The 13,404-nt window shown below is 70.1% G+C and carries 15 protein-coding genes and 2 pseudogenes; 7 read left to right on the top strand and 10 right to left on the bottom strand.

Annotated features, from left to right (window positions below; all coding sequences use genetic code 11):
* Positions 1–296: 296 nt before the first annotated feature.
* From OG798_RS53660 to OG798_RS53650, 3 genes are all read right to left on the bottom strand, one after another.
* Positions 297–1,220, bottom strand: coding sequence for an RNA polymerase sigma-70 factor (locus OG798_RS53660; protein ID WP_121413804.1), 924 nt, complete (start codon positions 1,218–1,220; stop codon positions 297–299).
* A 51-nt stretch (positions 1,221–1,271) separates the two neighbouring features.
* Entirely contained in the window at positions 1,272–1,745 is a 474-nt protein-coding gene (locus OG798_RS53655; protein ID WP_121413805.1) for a carboxymuconolactone decarboxylase family protein, read from the bottom strand.
* Between the two features lie 214 nt (positions 1,746–1,959).
* A complete protein-coding gene (locus OG798_RS53650) occupies positions 1,960–2,112 on the bottom strand; it encodes a YlcI/YnfO family protein (RefSeq protein WP_121413806.1) in 153 nt (50 codons plus the stop codon).
* A gap of 28 nt (positions 2,113–2,140) precedes the next feature.
* Between OG798_RS53650 and OG798_RS53645 the strand changes: the two are divergent.
* Together OG798_RS53645 and OG798_RS53640 are read left to right on the top strand one after the other, a co-directional pair.
* Positions 2,141–3,100 (top strand): annotated as a pseudogene (locus tag OG798_RS53645) (RNA-guided endonuclease InsQ/TnpB family protein); the annotation flags it as partial.
* 88 nt (positions 3,101–3,188) lie between these two features.
* Positions 3,189–3,431 carry a zinc ribbon domain-containing protein gene (locus OG798_RS53640; protein ID WP_328760218.1) on the top strand — a complete coding sequence of 81 codons (243 nt, stop codon included), beginning with the start codon at positions 3,189–3,191 and terminating at the stop codon, positions 3,429–3,431.
* Between the two features lie 19 nt (positions 3,432–3,450).
* Here the strand turns inward: OG798_RS53640 and OG798_RS53635 are convergent, their stop codons facing one another.
* Positions 3,451–3,720 carry a hypothetical protein gene (locus tag OG798_RS53635; RefSeq protein ID WP_328755906.1) on the bottom strand — a complete coding sequence of 90 codons (270 nt, stop codon included), beginning with the start codon at positions 3,718–3,720 and terminating at the stop codon, positions 3,451–3,453.
* Between the two features lie 305 nt (positions 3,721–4,025).
* On the opposite strand from OG798_RS53635, the gene OG798_RS53630 reads away from it, so the two are divergent.
* Positions 4,026–4,847, top strand: coding sequence for a maleylpyruvate isomerase family mycothiol-dependent enzyme (locus OG798_RS53630; RefSeq protein WP_443053687.1), 822 nt, complete (start codon positions 4,026–4,028; stop codon positions 4,845–4,847).
* 61 nt (positions 4,848–4,908) lie between these two features.
* On the opposite strand, the gene OG798_RS53625 is transcribed toward OG798_RS53630, so the two are convergent.
* From OG798_RS53625 to OG798_RS53615, 3 genes are all read right to left on the bottom strand, one after another.
* On the bottom strand, positions 4,909–5,445 hold the full coding sequence (locus OG798_RS53625; RefSeq protein ID WP_121413810.1) for a hypothetical protein: 537 nt from the start codon (positions 5,443–5,445) through the stop codon (positions 4,909–4,911).
* Positions 5,446–5,586: 141 nt separating this feature from the next.
* Complete coding sequence (locus tag OG798_RS53620; protein WP_328755908.1) at positions 5,587–5,850, bottom strand: hypothetical protein; 264 nt, start codon at positions 5,848–5,850, stop codon at positions 5,587–5,589.
* On the bottom strand, positions 5,847–6,443 hold the full coding sequence (locus tag OG798_RS53615) for a DUF308 domain-containing protein (RefSeq protein ID WP_328755909.1): 597 nt from the start codon (positions 6,441–6,443) through the stop codon (positions 5,847–5,849). The genes OG798_RS53620 and OG798_RS53615 overlap by 4 nt, the downstream gene beginning before the upstream one ends.
* A 212-nt stretch (positions 6,444–6,655) precedes the next feature.
* On the opposite strand from OG798_RS53615, the gene OG798_RS53610 reads away from it, so the two are divergent.
* Both OG798_RS53610 and OG798_RS53605 read left to right on the top strand, forming a co-directional pair.
* Complete coding sequence (locus OG798_RS53610) at positions 6,656–7,840, top strand: sensor histidine kinase (RefSeq protein ID WP_328755910.1); 1,185 nt, start codon at positions 6,656–6,658, stop codon at positions 7,838–7,840.
* Positions 7,837–8,496 carry a response regulator transcription factor gene (locus OG798_RS53605; RefSeq protein ID WP_328755912.1) on the top strand — a complete coding sequence of 220 codons (660 nt, stop codon included), beginning with the start codon at positions 7,837–7,839 and terminating at the stop codon, positions 8,494–8,496. Before OG798_RS53610 ends, OG798_RS53605 begins: the two co-directional genes overlap by 4 nt.
* 247 nt (positions 8,497–8,743) lie before the next feature.
* Here the strand turns inward: OG798_RS53605 and OG798_RS53600 are convergent, their stop codons facing one another.
* Complete coding sequence (locus tag OG798_RS53600; RefSeq protein WP_328759963.1) at positions 8,744–10,579, bottom strand: glycoside hydrolase family 15 protein; 1,836 nt, start codon at positions 10,577–10,579, stop codon at positions 8,744–8,746.
* Positions 10,580–11,017: 438 nt separating this feature from the next.
* Positions 11,018–11,356: pseudogene (locus OG798_RS53595) on the bottom strand (serine hydrolase); the annotation flags it as partial.
* A gap of 281 nt (positions 11,357–11,637) precedes the next feature.
* On the opposite strand from OG798_RS53595, the gene OG798_RS53590 reads away from it, so the two are divergent.
* On the top strand, positions 11,638–12,099 hold the full coding sequence (locus OG798_RS53590; RefSeq protein WP_328755914.1) for a hypothetical protein: 462 nt from the start codon (positions 11,638–11,640) through the stop codon (positions 12,097–12,099).
* A 2-nt stretch (positions 12,100–12,101) separates the two neighbouring features.
* The gene (locus OG798_RS53585) at positions 12,102–12,848 is read left to right on the top strand and encodes a hypothetical protein (protein ID WP_328759964.1); all 747 of its coding nucleotides are present in this window, start codon (positions 12,102–12,104) and stop codon (positions 12,846–12,848) included.
* 155 nt (positions 12,849–13,003) lie between these two features.
* Here OG798_RS53585 and OG798_RS53580 read toward each other — a convergent pair whose 3' ends face one another.
* The gene (locus OG798_RS53580; protein WP_060900198.1) at positions 13,004–13,234 is read right to left on the bottom strand and encodes a response regulator transcription factor; all 231 of its coding nucleotides are present in this window, start codon (positions 13,232–13,234) and stop codon (positions 13,004–13,006) included.
* Positions 13,235–13,404 lie beyond the last annotated feature (170 nt).

Below are 13,404 nucleotides of genomic sequence, written 5' to 3'. Positions count from 1 at the left end.
CGCGTGCGGGCGGGTGATGGCGGGTGTGTGTGCCGTGCGGGGGCAGGCGCGCCGTGGTTCGGGTCGATCCGGGCACGCCACGGGTGACCGCTTTAGGCGGATAAGCGGAACAGCCGCCGATTCAGCGTCGGCAACACCGGCCTGGAGCGGTCCCCCGTCACGATCACGTTCGTCCGCATCGGCCAGGGCCTGCCGTCACCTTCCCGCCGTGCGCCCGCACAGGGCGGACGGGGACCGCCCTGTGGCCGCTGACATGAGCTGCCGGCGGACGAGCCGGTCCGCGCCACGCACCGGGGTCAGTTCATCTGTCGGCGGGCCTGCTTCACCTCGCGGTCGACGGCCCAGGCGTCGGCGACCGGCCCGAGGTGGCCGAGCTTGTCGGGATTGATCACCGTGCGGATGGTCTGGATCTGCCCGTCGAGCACGTCGAGGGCCAGGGTGTGGAGCACCTTGCCGTCCCGGTCCCGGAAGATCGCGCCGGGCTGGCCGTTGACCTCGTGCGGCTCGAACGTCACGTCGATCCGGCTCATCAAGGGGAAGACCGTGCCCAGCACCCGGGCCACGTTCTGCGCGCCCATGACGGCCTTGGCCAGCTGCGGGGCCTTGCCGCCACCGTCCCCGACCAGTTGTACGTCGGCGGCCAGCAGATCCCGCAGCCCGTCCACATCGCCGCTCTTCAGCGCGTCGAAGAACCGCGTCGCCAGCTCGTGCCGCTCCTGCCGGTCCGCTTCGAACCGCGGCCGCCCGGCCTCCATGTGTCGCCGCGCCCGCACCAGCAGCTGCCGGCACGCCACCGCCGAACGCCCCACCGCCGCGGCGACCTCGTCGAACTCGAAGGCGAAGACCTCCCGCAGCACGAACACCGCCCGCTCCAGCGGGCTGAGCCGCTCCAGCAGCAACAGCGCCGCCATCGACACCGAGTCGGCCAGCTCCACCGCCCGTGCCGGATCCTGGTACGGATCGCTCAGCAGCGGCTCGGGAAACCACGGGCCCACGTACTCCTCCCGCCGCACCCGTGCGGAACGCAGCACATCGATGGAGATCCGTGTCACCGCGGCCGACAGGAAAGCCTTGGTCGACGTGGGCCGGGTCGACGAGCCGTCAAAACGCAGCCATGTCTCCTGCACCGCGTCCTCGGCCTCGCCCACGCTGCCCAGAATCCGGTAGGCGATCGAAAACAGCAGCGGCCGCAGCTCCTCGAACTCCTCGACCTTGCTCACGCCGAGCCCCCTTCCCTCGAACGCCCGCCCCCGACATCTCCCCTCCACCTCTCAATGGAACTGCCCCGCCTCGTAGTTGCCGGCCGGCTGCCGGGTGATGATGTTCAGCCGGTTCACCGCGTTCATGAAGGAGACCAGGACCACCAGGGCGGTGAGCTGGTCCTCGTCATAGTGCTTGGCAGCATGCGCCCACACCTCGTCGCCGACCCCACGGGCCGCGTCCGCGATGCGGGTCCCCTCCTCCGCCAGCTCCAGCGCGGCACGCTCGGCCTCGGTGAAGACCGTGGCCTCACGCCACACCGCGACCAGGTTGAGGCGCACCGAGGTCTCGCCGGCAGCGGCGGCCTCCTTGGTGTGCATGTCGATGCAGGCGGCGCATCCGTTGATCTGGCTCACGCGCAGTGCCACCAGCTCCTGCGTCGCGGCCGGCAGCGGCGAGTCCTTGAGCGCCTTGCCTGCCGACATGAAGTATTTGAGGGCCTTTCCGGCGGTCGGGTCGGCGAAGTAGTTCAGTCGCGCGTCCATGCTGTGCTCCTCTGGGGCCGTCCGTGGCTACATCCCCTGAGACGAGGTAGCCCGGCCTCCTGTGACGCGGCGCGATGTGACCCGCGTCTCCTCTCCGCCGGCCGCCCGTCAACCGCCGGAACGCTCGCCATCCGCAGGGGTTCCGGGTGGGGGCGCCCGGTCTTTCAGGGCCGGGGTGAATGCCCGCTCCCGCGTATCGGGGCAGAGGCAGTCGCTACGCCCCCTGGGCGGAGGGGCGTTCATCATCCGCGACAGCGCGGCGTACGAGCGATACAAGCCATGAGTTCAGGGAGCGGTCGTCAGCGTCGGCGGCGGCCTTGGCCTGCTCGTGCAGATCGTCAGGGAGTCTCAGGTTCACATGCTTCATGGGACCATTATTGAGCTAAAATGGTCCCATGTCACGTTTCCGTATGTACCCGACGCCGCAGCAGGAGCAGCAGATGCTCCTGCACTGCGCGCATGCCCGGTACGTGTGGAACCTCGCCGTCGAACAGCACTCGCACTGGTACCGGGGCCGCAAGGCCGCGCCGGGCTTCGCCGGGCAGTGCAGGCAACTCACCGAAGCCCGGCGCGACAACGAGTGGCTCGGCAGCGGGAACGCGGACGTTCAGCAGCAAGCGCTGAAAGACTTCGCCCAGGCCAAGAACGCCAGGTTCACCTCCGGGTTCGGTGAGCCGACCTGGCGTAAGAAGTACCGGCACGAGGGATTCCGCGTCATCGGCACCGACCGGGTCCCGGAGTTCGCCACTGACGGTGGCCCGAAGCTGAGCGCGAAGACCGGCAGGCAGGTCATGGGCCGGTCCGTGGTGGTGCACAAGCTCAACCGCCGGTGGGCTCAGGTCAAGGTGCCCGGCTGCGGCTGGGTCCGCTTCCGGCTCACCCGGTCCGAACTGCCCGCGGCGAAGACTTTCCGTGTCACCTTGCGCAACGGCCAGTGGCACGTGGCGTTCGCGGTCATCCCCGCACCGGCCGAGGCACCCGGTACGGACGAGGTCATCGGTATCGACCGGGGCGTGAAGATCACGGCCGCCCTTTCGGACGGGCGGAAGCTGAACTGCCCGCAGCTCACCGTGAAGGAGCGCGCTCAGGTCCGCAAACACCCGCGACGTGCCGCACGCGCCCCGAAGGGAAGCGAGCAGAAGACCGCCGAGTACGCCAAGGTGGCCAGGCTCAAAGCCCGTGAAGCCGGCCGGCGCAAGGACTGGTGCGAGAAGACCAGCACGATGCTGGCCCGCACCTACGGCCTGGTGCGGTTCGAGAAGCTGAACATCAAGAACATGACCCGCTCGGCCAGGGGAACCGCCGGGCAGCCCGGCAGGCAGGTCAAGCAGAAAGCCGGACTGAACCGGGCGATCCTCGCGCAGGGCTGGGGCCTGCTGCGGCAGCGCACCGAACACAAGGCCCCCCGGCCGGGTCGAAGACGTCCCCGCCCCCTACACCTCCCTGCGTTGCTCCGCCTGCGGATGGATCGACAAGAACTCGCGCAAGAGCCAAGCCGAGTTCGTCTGCTCCTTCTGCGGCTTCACCTGCAACGCAGATACCAACGCAGCAACCAACGTCGCGGCAGGACAGGGCGGGATTCCCCGCCCCCGGCGATCAGCCGGTGCCGGAGGGATGACAACGGCCACCAGCCGTTCGAGCATCCGTGAACCTCAACCCACCCGGGTTGGAATCCCCCTCTTTTAATAATAAGAGGGGGAGGATGTCAACACGACCTTGATGTTGCGGGCGGTCCGGTGTTCCCGGGCACGACGGCGACCGGCAGGACGAAGGCGCCGTTCTCGGCCTTCGCGCCCTCGTCGGCGTTGTACATGACGAACGTCCCGGGGGCCTCGAACCGCAGCCCGGTCTCACCGGACCCGGCGGCGACGGCGAACCCGGCGGGTGTGGCGGCCGTGAGGAGAAGTGCGGCGAGGAGTGCGACGAGGGCTCCCCGCCACCTGCCCTTTTGTGGGCGCGCGGTCCGTATCGGCATGCGGGGCACTATGCCATCGGCCTCCGGCGTCCCCTCAACACGGCCCGGGGCGCATGGACTTGGCGAACCTGCTTGGCAAACGGGCCCGGCGGACGGGCCTGGCGGGGGCAAAGGCGCTGGACAGGAGCGGGCGGGGTCTGGTCCCGGCCGCGTGGTTCAGGGGCTTGTCGCTGCCCCTGTCACCTGGTCTTCTGTACGCCGGGTGATCCGTGACGCGTGTTCGCCCGCCGGCTGCAGGCGGAACCGGGCACCGGGCACCGGGCACCGGGCACCGGGACGGGAACGAAAAGTGGGGATGAGGCGGCGTGGAACCAGTGGCGGGACCGGACGTACGGGGTGCGGTGCCCGAGGGGCTCGGTGCGGCGATACGGGATACGGCCGAGGAGATCGCCGCACTGCTGCGGGCGGGCGCCGGCATGGAACGCCGGGTGCCGCAGTCGCAGTGGAGCGTCGGGGAGGCGGCCGCGCATCTGGCACTGGCCAACGAGCTGATGGCGGACATCGCGGCGGGCCGTGCGCGCAGCTACGGGGACGGCACGGCGCAGAGTCTCGCCGCGGCCAACGAGCAGGCGCTCGCCGCGTTCGGTGAGCGCGGGGCCGAGCCGCTGGCCGGGATGATCGTGGAGCAGGCCGGTGCGTGTCTGAAGGCGCTGGAGGAGCGGAGCGCGGAGGGGACGGTGGTCACTCCGCTGGGCCCGATGGGACCGGATGTGCTGGGGTCGTATCTGCTCACGCACATGCTGGGACACGGTTACGATCTCGCCCGTGCGCTGGGGCGTGCGCACATGATCGACCGGGAGCGGGTACGGCTGACGCTGCCGTTCTTGATGACGGTGATGCCACGGGTGACCGACACGGCCCGCACGGCCGGGCTGAGCGCCTGCTATGCGATCCGCCTGTGGGGTGGCGGCCGGTTCGGTGTGCGGGTGGCCGGCGGTGCGGTGTCGGTCGGTGAGCGGCTGCCGGGGCGTACGGACTGCACCATCCTCATCGAGCCGGTCACGTTTCTCCTGATGGCGCTCGGGCGCCAAGGCCAGTGGGGTCCCCTCGCTCAGGGCCGCATCCTGGTCGGGGGGCGCAAGCCCTGGCTCGCTCCGCGTTTCCCGGCTCTGTTCAAGGCGCCCTGAGCGCGACGGGCCGCGGCGGCCGGACGGTGGCCGGCTGCCTGTGGTCGTACGGGCTCGGTGGTCACCTGGGTTCGGGGGCGGTGACGGCCGGGGCGGCGCCGAGGAGGCTGAGGAGGGTCTCGCGGTGGAGGTCCGCGATCGGGCCGAGGAAGTCCGGGTGGCGCAGCAGGGGGGCCGCGCGGTGGTCGCGCGGGCTGGGGATGGTCAGCCGGCGCGCGTCGCCCACGCTGTCGGGGCCGTGGTGGGTGGCGGCCAGGCAGGCGGCGGCCAGGGCGGCGAGGTCGGCGTCGGCCAGCAGGCAGGCCGCCCAGCTGACGACGGTCTCGTCGACCTGGGTGCGCCAGGCGTGGGTGGCGTCCGTCAGCGGGGGTGCGTCGGCGCCGGTGACGAAGTCCAGCCGGCCGGAGCCGCCGGGGCCGAGCAGGTCCAGCAGTTCGGCGTCCAGCGCGGTGGGGTAGCGCAGGGCGGCGGCGATGGTGGCCGCATGGCCTGCCTGGGCCTCGGCCAGGGCCTGGTTCAGCGGGCCGGTGGCCGGGGGGAAGGCCGCCAGCAGCCAGCGTGCGGAGGCGGCGATGACGGGCGAGAGAGCGGTGAGCATGGTGGACCGTCCTGTGCGTGTGCCCGCCTGTCCTGGGTGTTCCGGTGTGGGTGATCCGGTCGCGGGCACGGCGCGCCCGGGCGGAGAGGTGCGGGGCGGACAACGGTACGGCGGCCTCCCGCGGGGGCGACAGGAGCTGCGTCACAGCCGGGGCGGTGGGGCGGCGCGGGCGGGGGCTGCGGCAGGGAGACGCGCGTCACCGATCCCTGATCGCCTACGACCAGTGATCACCATGGCAAGCAGCGCCTCGAGAGCCTTGTACGCGGCGATGGTCTTCTCGAAGCGGTCCGGCGCGGGCCGCAGGATCAGCAGGTCGATCTGCTCGACGCCGAGTTTGCGGAAGACGCCGCGCCCCGGAAGACGCCGCGCCCCGGGAGAGGCGGTGGCTCCGACCGCGGTGGTCAACGCTTTTCGCGTCGGCTGCGGATGCTCAGGGCGATGACGGAGACAAGGAACCACAAGGCACCGAAGGCTGAGTATCCGGCGACGGAGGAGAGGCTGCTCGTCGCCGAGGCGGACATGGCAGCGAAGGAGGCACCGGCGAGGACGGACAGTCCGCCGCTGATGACCATGGGCCACTGGGCGCCGACGGTGCGTCGGCGCCGGATCGCCACGACGAGCTGGATCGCTCCGGAAAGGAGGGCCCAGATGCCGAACACGAGCAGGGCCGTCCCGATGGTGGAGAAGACGGCAACGGTCATCCCGGCGGTGGTGGCGAGGCCGAGAGCCATGTTGGTGGTACCGAGGCGGTCCGTGGAGCCGGTGCCAGCCATGCGGCGCTCGAGGAGTGTGGCGATGACGTCCCACAGGGGGTAGGTGACGAGCAGCACGGCCGCGATCACGGTGGGTTTGTCCGCCGGCACGAGCGAGGTGGAGGTCGCGGCGACGAGTGCCACCCAGATCAGGGAGAAGGCGACTCGGATCAGATAGAGCGATCGGAGCCCGGAGGACGTCGTCGTGGTCGTGTGCGTGCTCGAAGTCATGGTGGTCTGAGTCATCGGGTGTCCCGTTTTGTGATCGTGATGGTGTGAGACGGTCGCCTCGGTGAGGAGTCTCAGCGGCCTCGGGAGGAGCCGTGTACTTCGAACGAAGTAGTTCTGCCATCCACTTCGAATCGAATGAGTTCTGCCGTCCCCATCGCCCGGACCGGGCTCGCCGTCTACTTCATTCGAAGTACACGGCCGCAGCGCACGTGGACGAGAATCGGACCATGGTCGAGGCGCAGAGCAATCAGGACGGGCCCGTGGCACCCCTGTGGGTTCGCCGCCCCAAGTCGCTGCACCTCATCGCCTATTCGGTGGCCGCGCTGGTGTTCACCGGCCAGATCGCGGCAGTGATCCTGCGAGGGTCGGATTGGCCGACGGCCCTCTCCGTGCTCCTCGCCGGTGGCGGTGTCGCCCTCTCGTGGTGGAGGCCGTGGGCAGGACTGGTCGTGACGAGCGCGGCGTCCTTCGCCGTCACAGCGGTGGGCCACGACCCCCTGTCGGTGTGGATGATGGCAGTGCTCGTGCTGTTCTCGGTCACCCTCAGGGGAAAGCAGCCGCTGGCCGGAACCGGCATCGTGGCGGCGTTCTTCCTGGGGGCGTTCATGACGCTGGGAGGATTCCGCGGCGGCGCGATCGTGGGAGCCGCCGCACTCTTCTCGGCCATAGCTGGAGGTGCGACAGGGGCCGCGCTGCGCATCCATCGAGAGCACTGGCGCACCCTGGAGGAACGGGCCGAAAGCGCCATCGCCACCCGCGAGATCGAAGCCACCCGACGGGTGACCGAGGAACGGCTCCGCATCGCCCGGGACCTCCACGACGTCATCGGCCACCAGGTCGCGATGCTGAGCCTGCATCTCGGTGCCGCGGAGATCGGGCTGCCTGCAGACGCCGAGTCCTCCCGGCAGGCCCTGGTCTCAGCCAGGTCCAGCGCCCGCGCCGTCGTCGTCGAAACGCAACGGATTCTCGCGCTCCTCCGCCTCGCAGACGACATCTCCGAGGACGAGGCGCTCCGGCCGACCCCGGCGCTCAGCGGCCTGGAAGGCCTTGTCGCCTCTTTCGAGAGCATCGGCCTCGACGTCCATCCCTCCATCGACATCCCCGCCGGTTTCGTGGAGCCCAGCGTCGGCGTGACGGTCTACCGGGTCGTTCAGGAAGCGCTCACGAATGCTTACCGGCATGGAGAGGGGGCGGCAACGGTGGATGTGGGCCAGCGCGACGGCAGGATCTGCGTCACCGTGGAGAACCGCGTCGGTCACTCACTGCGCGGCTCCGGCTCGGGCAGCGGACTCGGGCTCGTGGGGATGCGCGAACGCGTCGAGTCCTCCAGCGGGCGGCTGACGATCGACAGTGACGACGGGCGATTCCGGGTCCATGCGGAGTTCAGCCCCCTGGGAGCCGTCGTCCGATGACGCGGATTCTGATCGTCGACGACCAGGACGAGATAAGGGCCGGCATCAAAGCGATGCTCCGGCTCGACCCAAGTCTCGTTGTTGCGGGTGATCTCTCCGATGGGCTCCAGGTCGTCCCCTTCCTCCGGGACCACCCCGTCGACCTGGTCCTGATGGACATCCGGATGCCCGGCATCGACGGTGTCGAAGCCACCCGCCGGATCCGCAAAGAGCACCCGCCCGAAAAGATGCGGGTGATCGTGCTGACCACCTTTGACCAGGACGACATCGTTCTCGCCGCCCTTCGCGCGGGCGCCAACGGCTTCCTGAGCAAGACCGTGAGCCCCGCTGAACTCGTCGCCGGAATCACCGAGGTCGTTGGCGGTGGCGGTGCGCTGTCGGCCGCCGCGACGGCCGCGCTCATCGGTCACATGACCGGCAGTCTGCCCCCGGTGATCGACCAGGAACTGCTGCGACGCTTCGACGCTCTGACACCCAAGGAGCGGGACGTGGTCGTTCTCGTCGCGAGCGGTCTCGGCAACGACGAGATCGCGGCCCAGATGTCCGTGTCGCCGTTCACCGTGAAGACGCATGCGGTGCGGGCCATGACGAAGGTCGGCGCACGTGATCGAGCGCAACTCGTCTCGTTCGTCTTCCGGGCCGGCCTCTACTCCTGAACCTGCCGGGCAGAACCCCGAAGCAGGTGGCCGCCGTGGCGATGCCGAGCAGTCCGGCGGGCGGGACGGCGTGGGCACGTACCTGGAAGACCTCGCCGTCGCGCTGCGCGAGCGGCGTGCCCGGACCTGTGCCTGCGGGGCAGGGCTTGCGCCAGGGCAAGGCAGACGGGTTGCGTCACAACATGGTCTTGAGCGTCCTCTCTTACGCTCGCGCACCGGCCCCGGCATCGGCATCGGACTCATTCGTCTAGCCGAGCATGCGGTCGAGGTTGAAGGCGGCGCTGATCAGGGCGAGGTGGGTGAAGGCCTGGGGGAAGTTTCCGCGCTGTTCGCCGGTGTGGCCGATCTCCTCCGCGTAGAGGCCGAGGTGGTTGGCGTAGGTGAGCATCTTCTCGAAGGCGAGGCGGGCCTCGTCCAGGCGGCCGGCGCGGGTGAGTGCCTCGACGTACCAGAAGGAGCAGATCGAGAAGGTGCCTTCCTCGCCCTGGAGGCCGTCGGGGCTGGCCTGGGGGTCGTAGCGGTAGACCAGGGAGTCGGACACCAGGTCCTCGCCGAGGGCGTCGAGGGTGGCGAGCCATTTGGGGTCGGTCGGGGCGATGAACTTCGCCAGCGGCATCATCAGCAGGGAGGCGTCGAGGATGTCGCTGTCCTCGTACTGGGTGAAGGCGTGGCGTTCGGCGGACCAGCCGTGGCTCATGATCCGCCGGTAGATCGTGTCGCGGACGGCGCCCCAGCGGACCATGTCGGCGGGCAGGCCGCGGTGCCGGGCCAGCCGCATGGCGCGTTCGATCGCCACCCAGCACATGAGGCGGGAGTAGAGGAACGTCTTGCGGCCGCCGCGGGTCTCCCAGACTCCCTCGTCGGGCTGGTCCCAGTGGTCGCACACCCAGTCGACGAGCTCGCTGATGCTGTCCCAGTGGGCGCTGGAGATGGGCTTGCCCCACTTGTCGTAGAGGTAGAGGGAGTCGACGAGTGCCCCGTAGATGTCGAGCTGGAGCTGGTCGACGGCGGCGTTGCCGACGCGTACGGGGGCTGAGCCGCGGTAGCCCTCGAGGTGGGGCAGTTCGCGTTCGGGCAGGTCACGGCATCCGTCGATGCCGTACATGATCTGCAGGGGGCCGGTGGGTCCGCACGGGCCGTCGGGGGCGCGCTGGACATGCTCGGTGACGAAGCCCATGAAGGCTTCGGCCTCGGCGGTGAAGCCGAGTCTGAGCATCGCGTACACGCAGAACGCGGCGTCGCGGATCCACACGTAGCGGTAGTCCCAGTTGCGTTCGCCGCCGATCTGTTCGGGCAGGCTGGTGGTCGGCGCGGCGACGATGGCGCCGGTGGGGGCGTAGGTGAGGAGTTTGAGGGTGAGGGCGGAGCGGTGGACCATTTCCCGCCAGCGGCCGCGGTAGCGGGACTGGGACAGCCAGCGGCGCCAGTAGCACACGGTCGCGTTGAATTCTCTTTCCGCCTCGGCGACGGCGCAGAAGCGGGGTGCCACGTCGCCGCCGATCTTGTCGATGGTGAAGACGGCCGCCTCGCCCTCGTGCAGTTTGAACAGGGCCCAGACGTCCGGGCCGTCGACCTCGATGGGCACGGTGGAGGTCAGGGCGAGGCGCAGCGAGGCGGAGGCGAAGACCGCCTGGCCGGCCTCGGCGTGCACGGTGTGGGGTGCGGTGCCGTACTCGAAGCGGGGGGCGACGCGGGCGCGGAAGGGGAGTGCTCCGCGGACGCACACCACGCGGCGGATGAGGCGGTGGCGGTCGGCCTCGCGTGAGTCGTCGACGACGGGCATGAAGTCCTGGATCTCGCCGACTCCGTCGTCCGCGAAGAAGCGGGTGATCAGGACGTTGGTGTCGGGGAAGTAGAACTGTTTGGTGCGGGTGGGGACGTCGGGGGCGAGTTCGAAGGATCCGCCCCGTTCGGCGTCGAGGATCGAGGCGAAGACGCTGGGTGCGTCGAAGCGGGGGCAGCAGTACCAGTCGATGGTGCCGTTCGTGCCGACGAGGGCGGCGCTGCGCAGGTCGCCGATCAGGCCGTGCTCGGCGATGGGCAGGTAGCCGGGGGTGCCGGTGCCGCGGGGGCCGGCGGATATCCGGTCACTGTCCTTCGCTCCGGCCTCAGGAGTCGCTTCAGCCACGTCAGCCTCCTTGGGCTTCGCCCGAGCCGCCCCCTGGTGTCCAGGCTAGGGCCTGTCCGGCGGATCAGGTCGGAGGAAAGTAACGGCGCCTCATAAGTGCAGGTGAGCGGGGTCTGGTGCGTGCAGCTGCAAGGCAGGGAAGGGCGTCGACGCGATGGGGGTCCCCCTGCTCGAGCGAAGCCGAGAGCTCGGGGGAGTCGGCGACCGACGACAACGCCGCTGGGGGTACCCCCTGCTCGAAGAGCTTGGGGGAGGGCGTGCCAGACCCCGCGTCTCCGGCATGATCCGCCGGACAGGCCCTAGCGAGTTGTCGCGCCCGTGGGCCTGCGGAGCGGGGGCTGCGGCGGTACGCGTTCCTCTCCCCCGCGCGCCGGTGCCGCCTCGCGGGGGTGGTCAGCGGGCCGCGGGCTGGGCGGGCAGGTTGAAGACGTGGCCCGGGGAGACGATCTTCGTGATCGCCTCCCCGAAGAGGGTGCTGGGCTCCGCGCCGTTGTGGTCGATGTCGATGTTCAACAGGACGACGAGGGTCGCCTGCGCCGCGGGGAGGTAGACGGTCAGGGATTCGTAGCCGGGCAGGGAGCCGTGGTGCCCGATCCAGCCCTGGACGTCGAAGATGCCCAGGCCGTACCCGGTGCCCGGAATCGTGGTGGGAGGCGTGGTCAGCCGCTGTTTCTGTGTGGCCGGGCTGATCAGGGTGGTGCCGTCGGGCAGGACGCCGGTGGCCACCGTGCGCGTGCGGGCAACCGGCCTGCGGGCACGGCTTTGTGAGGGGCCGTCAGCCATGGCGGGCCGTGTGCCGCGGCCGCCGGCCCGGCGTCGGACGAAAAACGGGCGGGACGGGACCGCGGTCTCCCGCGGCGTGCGGGACGGTGCCGCTTGCCGGCCACCGGATCGGGCCCGTGCAACCGCCCGCCCTCCCTTGATCGTCCCCGCCCCCGGGGAACCGTGACGGGAGGGGATCGTGTGGTGCGGGATCACATACGTCTTGAGGACGAGGGCCGGGGGGAGATGACGTGAGTTTCCTGCTCTGTCTGCTGGTCGTCCTGGTCGCGGTCGTCTCCGGCGTGGTGTTCCTGGGCCGGGGACTGGCCCGCGTCTGGAGAGGCGGGCTCGCGCGCTCGCTGCGCGGTCTCGCGTATGTCGTCGCGGCGGGCGCGGCCGTGATGTACGCCTGGGGAATGCTGTACGTCGCGGGCGCGGCGCTGGAGGCGGACGACGGCGGGGCGGATTCCTCGCCCATCCGGCCGTGCCGCACGGGCGTGCAGGAACGCGACTACTGGATCGACGACTACCACGTCTGGTGGGTACCGGTCCGGTTCGTGTGCCATCGAAGCGACGGGACCACCTACGACCGGGAGGTCCCCGGATACGTGAACCCGGCGCTGGCCGGCCTCACGGTCAGCGCAGTGGCCCTGGCCGTGTCCGCCCGGTCCGTCTCCGCCCGGTCCGCGGACGAGCGCGCGCGGAGGCCGTGAGCATGCTGCTGTTCTACGCCGTGCCGCTGATCAGTCTCTTCCTGTGCGCGGCCGGATCGGTTGCGTACCTTCTGTGGGCGGCCCTGCGCCGTCCGTCCCGGCAGGTCCGCTGGGCCGTCATCGGCGCGGGTGTGGCGGTGCTCGGATACGCGGGTGCCGTGGTGTACGGGCTGGCCTTCACCGACCCCGTGCAGGTGTGCGGCGAGAAGACCCTCGACAACGACTTCCCGCTGGTGCGCGTGCGCGTGGACGCCTTCCCGCCCGACGTCGCGTGCTACTGGAGCGACTCGGGGGCTTATGGGCCGTCGCACCCCACGGTCCTGGGCACGTGGATCATGTGGGCGGGCACGGGGGTTCTGGTCGTGGCCCTCTCCGTCATCCTGATCGGGCGGAGGTCGCGGGCCTCGCGCTGGGTGCGGGCCGGTGCGATCTGGTCGCCGTTGGTGGCCGTCATGATCTGGGTGACCGGTATTGGCCCCTCGATGGAACTCTCACAGACGGAGCTCTACGACGAGTGCCTGCACGCGAAGACAATCCCCCCGGACACCAAGCTGATCCGGATCGACGTACGGGACATCGAAAGAACGGTCTTTCCGCCCTCCCTCACCTGCACCTACTCCGACAGCGAGGCCGACCTCCTCGCACCCGAGCGGACCGGCCTGCTCGGGTGCGGCGTCGCCTTCGTGGCGTTTACGGGGGTCGCCCTGTCCCAGGCCGCACGAGCGGGCCGGGCCAGGCCAAGCATGTGAGACGGGCCGGGCACGGCCTTCTGCCACCGGGGCGGTGCCGGAACGGCGCCGGCGTGCCGCTGCTGACGGGGCCGGGCCGAGGGGAGTTCGGCACGGGCCGGTGAGCAGCGGCGGTGCGGCGCGGCGGTCACATCGCGGCCGCGGGAGCGTGGTGGTCACAGGCCCAGGGAGATGGCCAGCCGGGTGAGTTCGGCGGTGCTGTTGATGTTGAGCTTGGCCCGGATACGGCGGAGGTAGGCGTCGACGGTGTGCTTGGAGAGCCCCATGTGGCGGGCCGTCTGCAGGTAGGTGCGCCCTGCGGCGATATGTCGCAGCGTCTCCTGCTCGCGGGGGGCCAGCGCGGGGACGGGGGCTTCGGCGTGCGGCGTGGCGAGTGTGAGGCTCATGGGATTTCCTCCGACGTGTCGGCTCGGTCGTCGCTGCTCACACCCTTGAAAGCAGGGGACATATGACCGAATAAGGCTTTTTGTCCGCTTTACATAAAGAGTGGCCGGGGGACTTCATGACGGTGTCCGCCGGCTGTCACAGGCCTGTCACAGGCAATCCCCGCGGGTTT

The sequence above is a fragment of the Streptomyces sp. NBC_00271 genome (assembly GCF_036178845.1).
GTDB lineage: Bacteria > Actinomycetota > Actinomycetes > Streptomycetales > Streptomycetaceae > Streptomyces.
The sequence above is the reverse complement of the archived record's forward strand: the minus strand, read 5'-3'. Positions and strand labels throughout refer to the sequence as shown.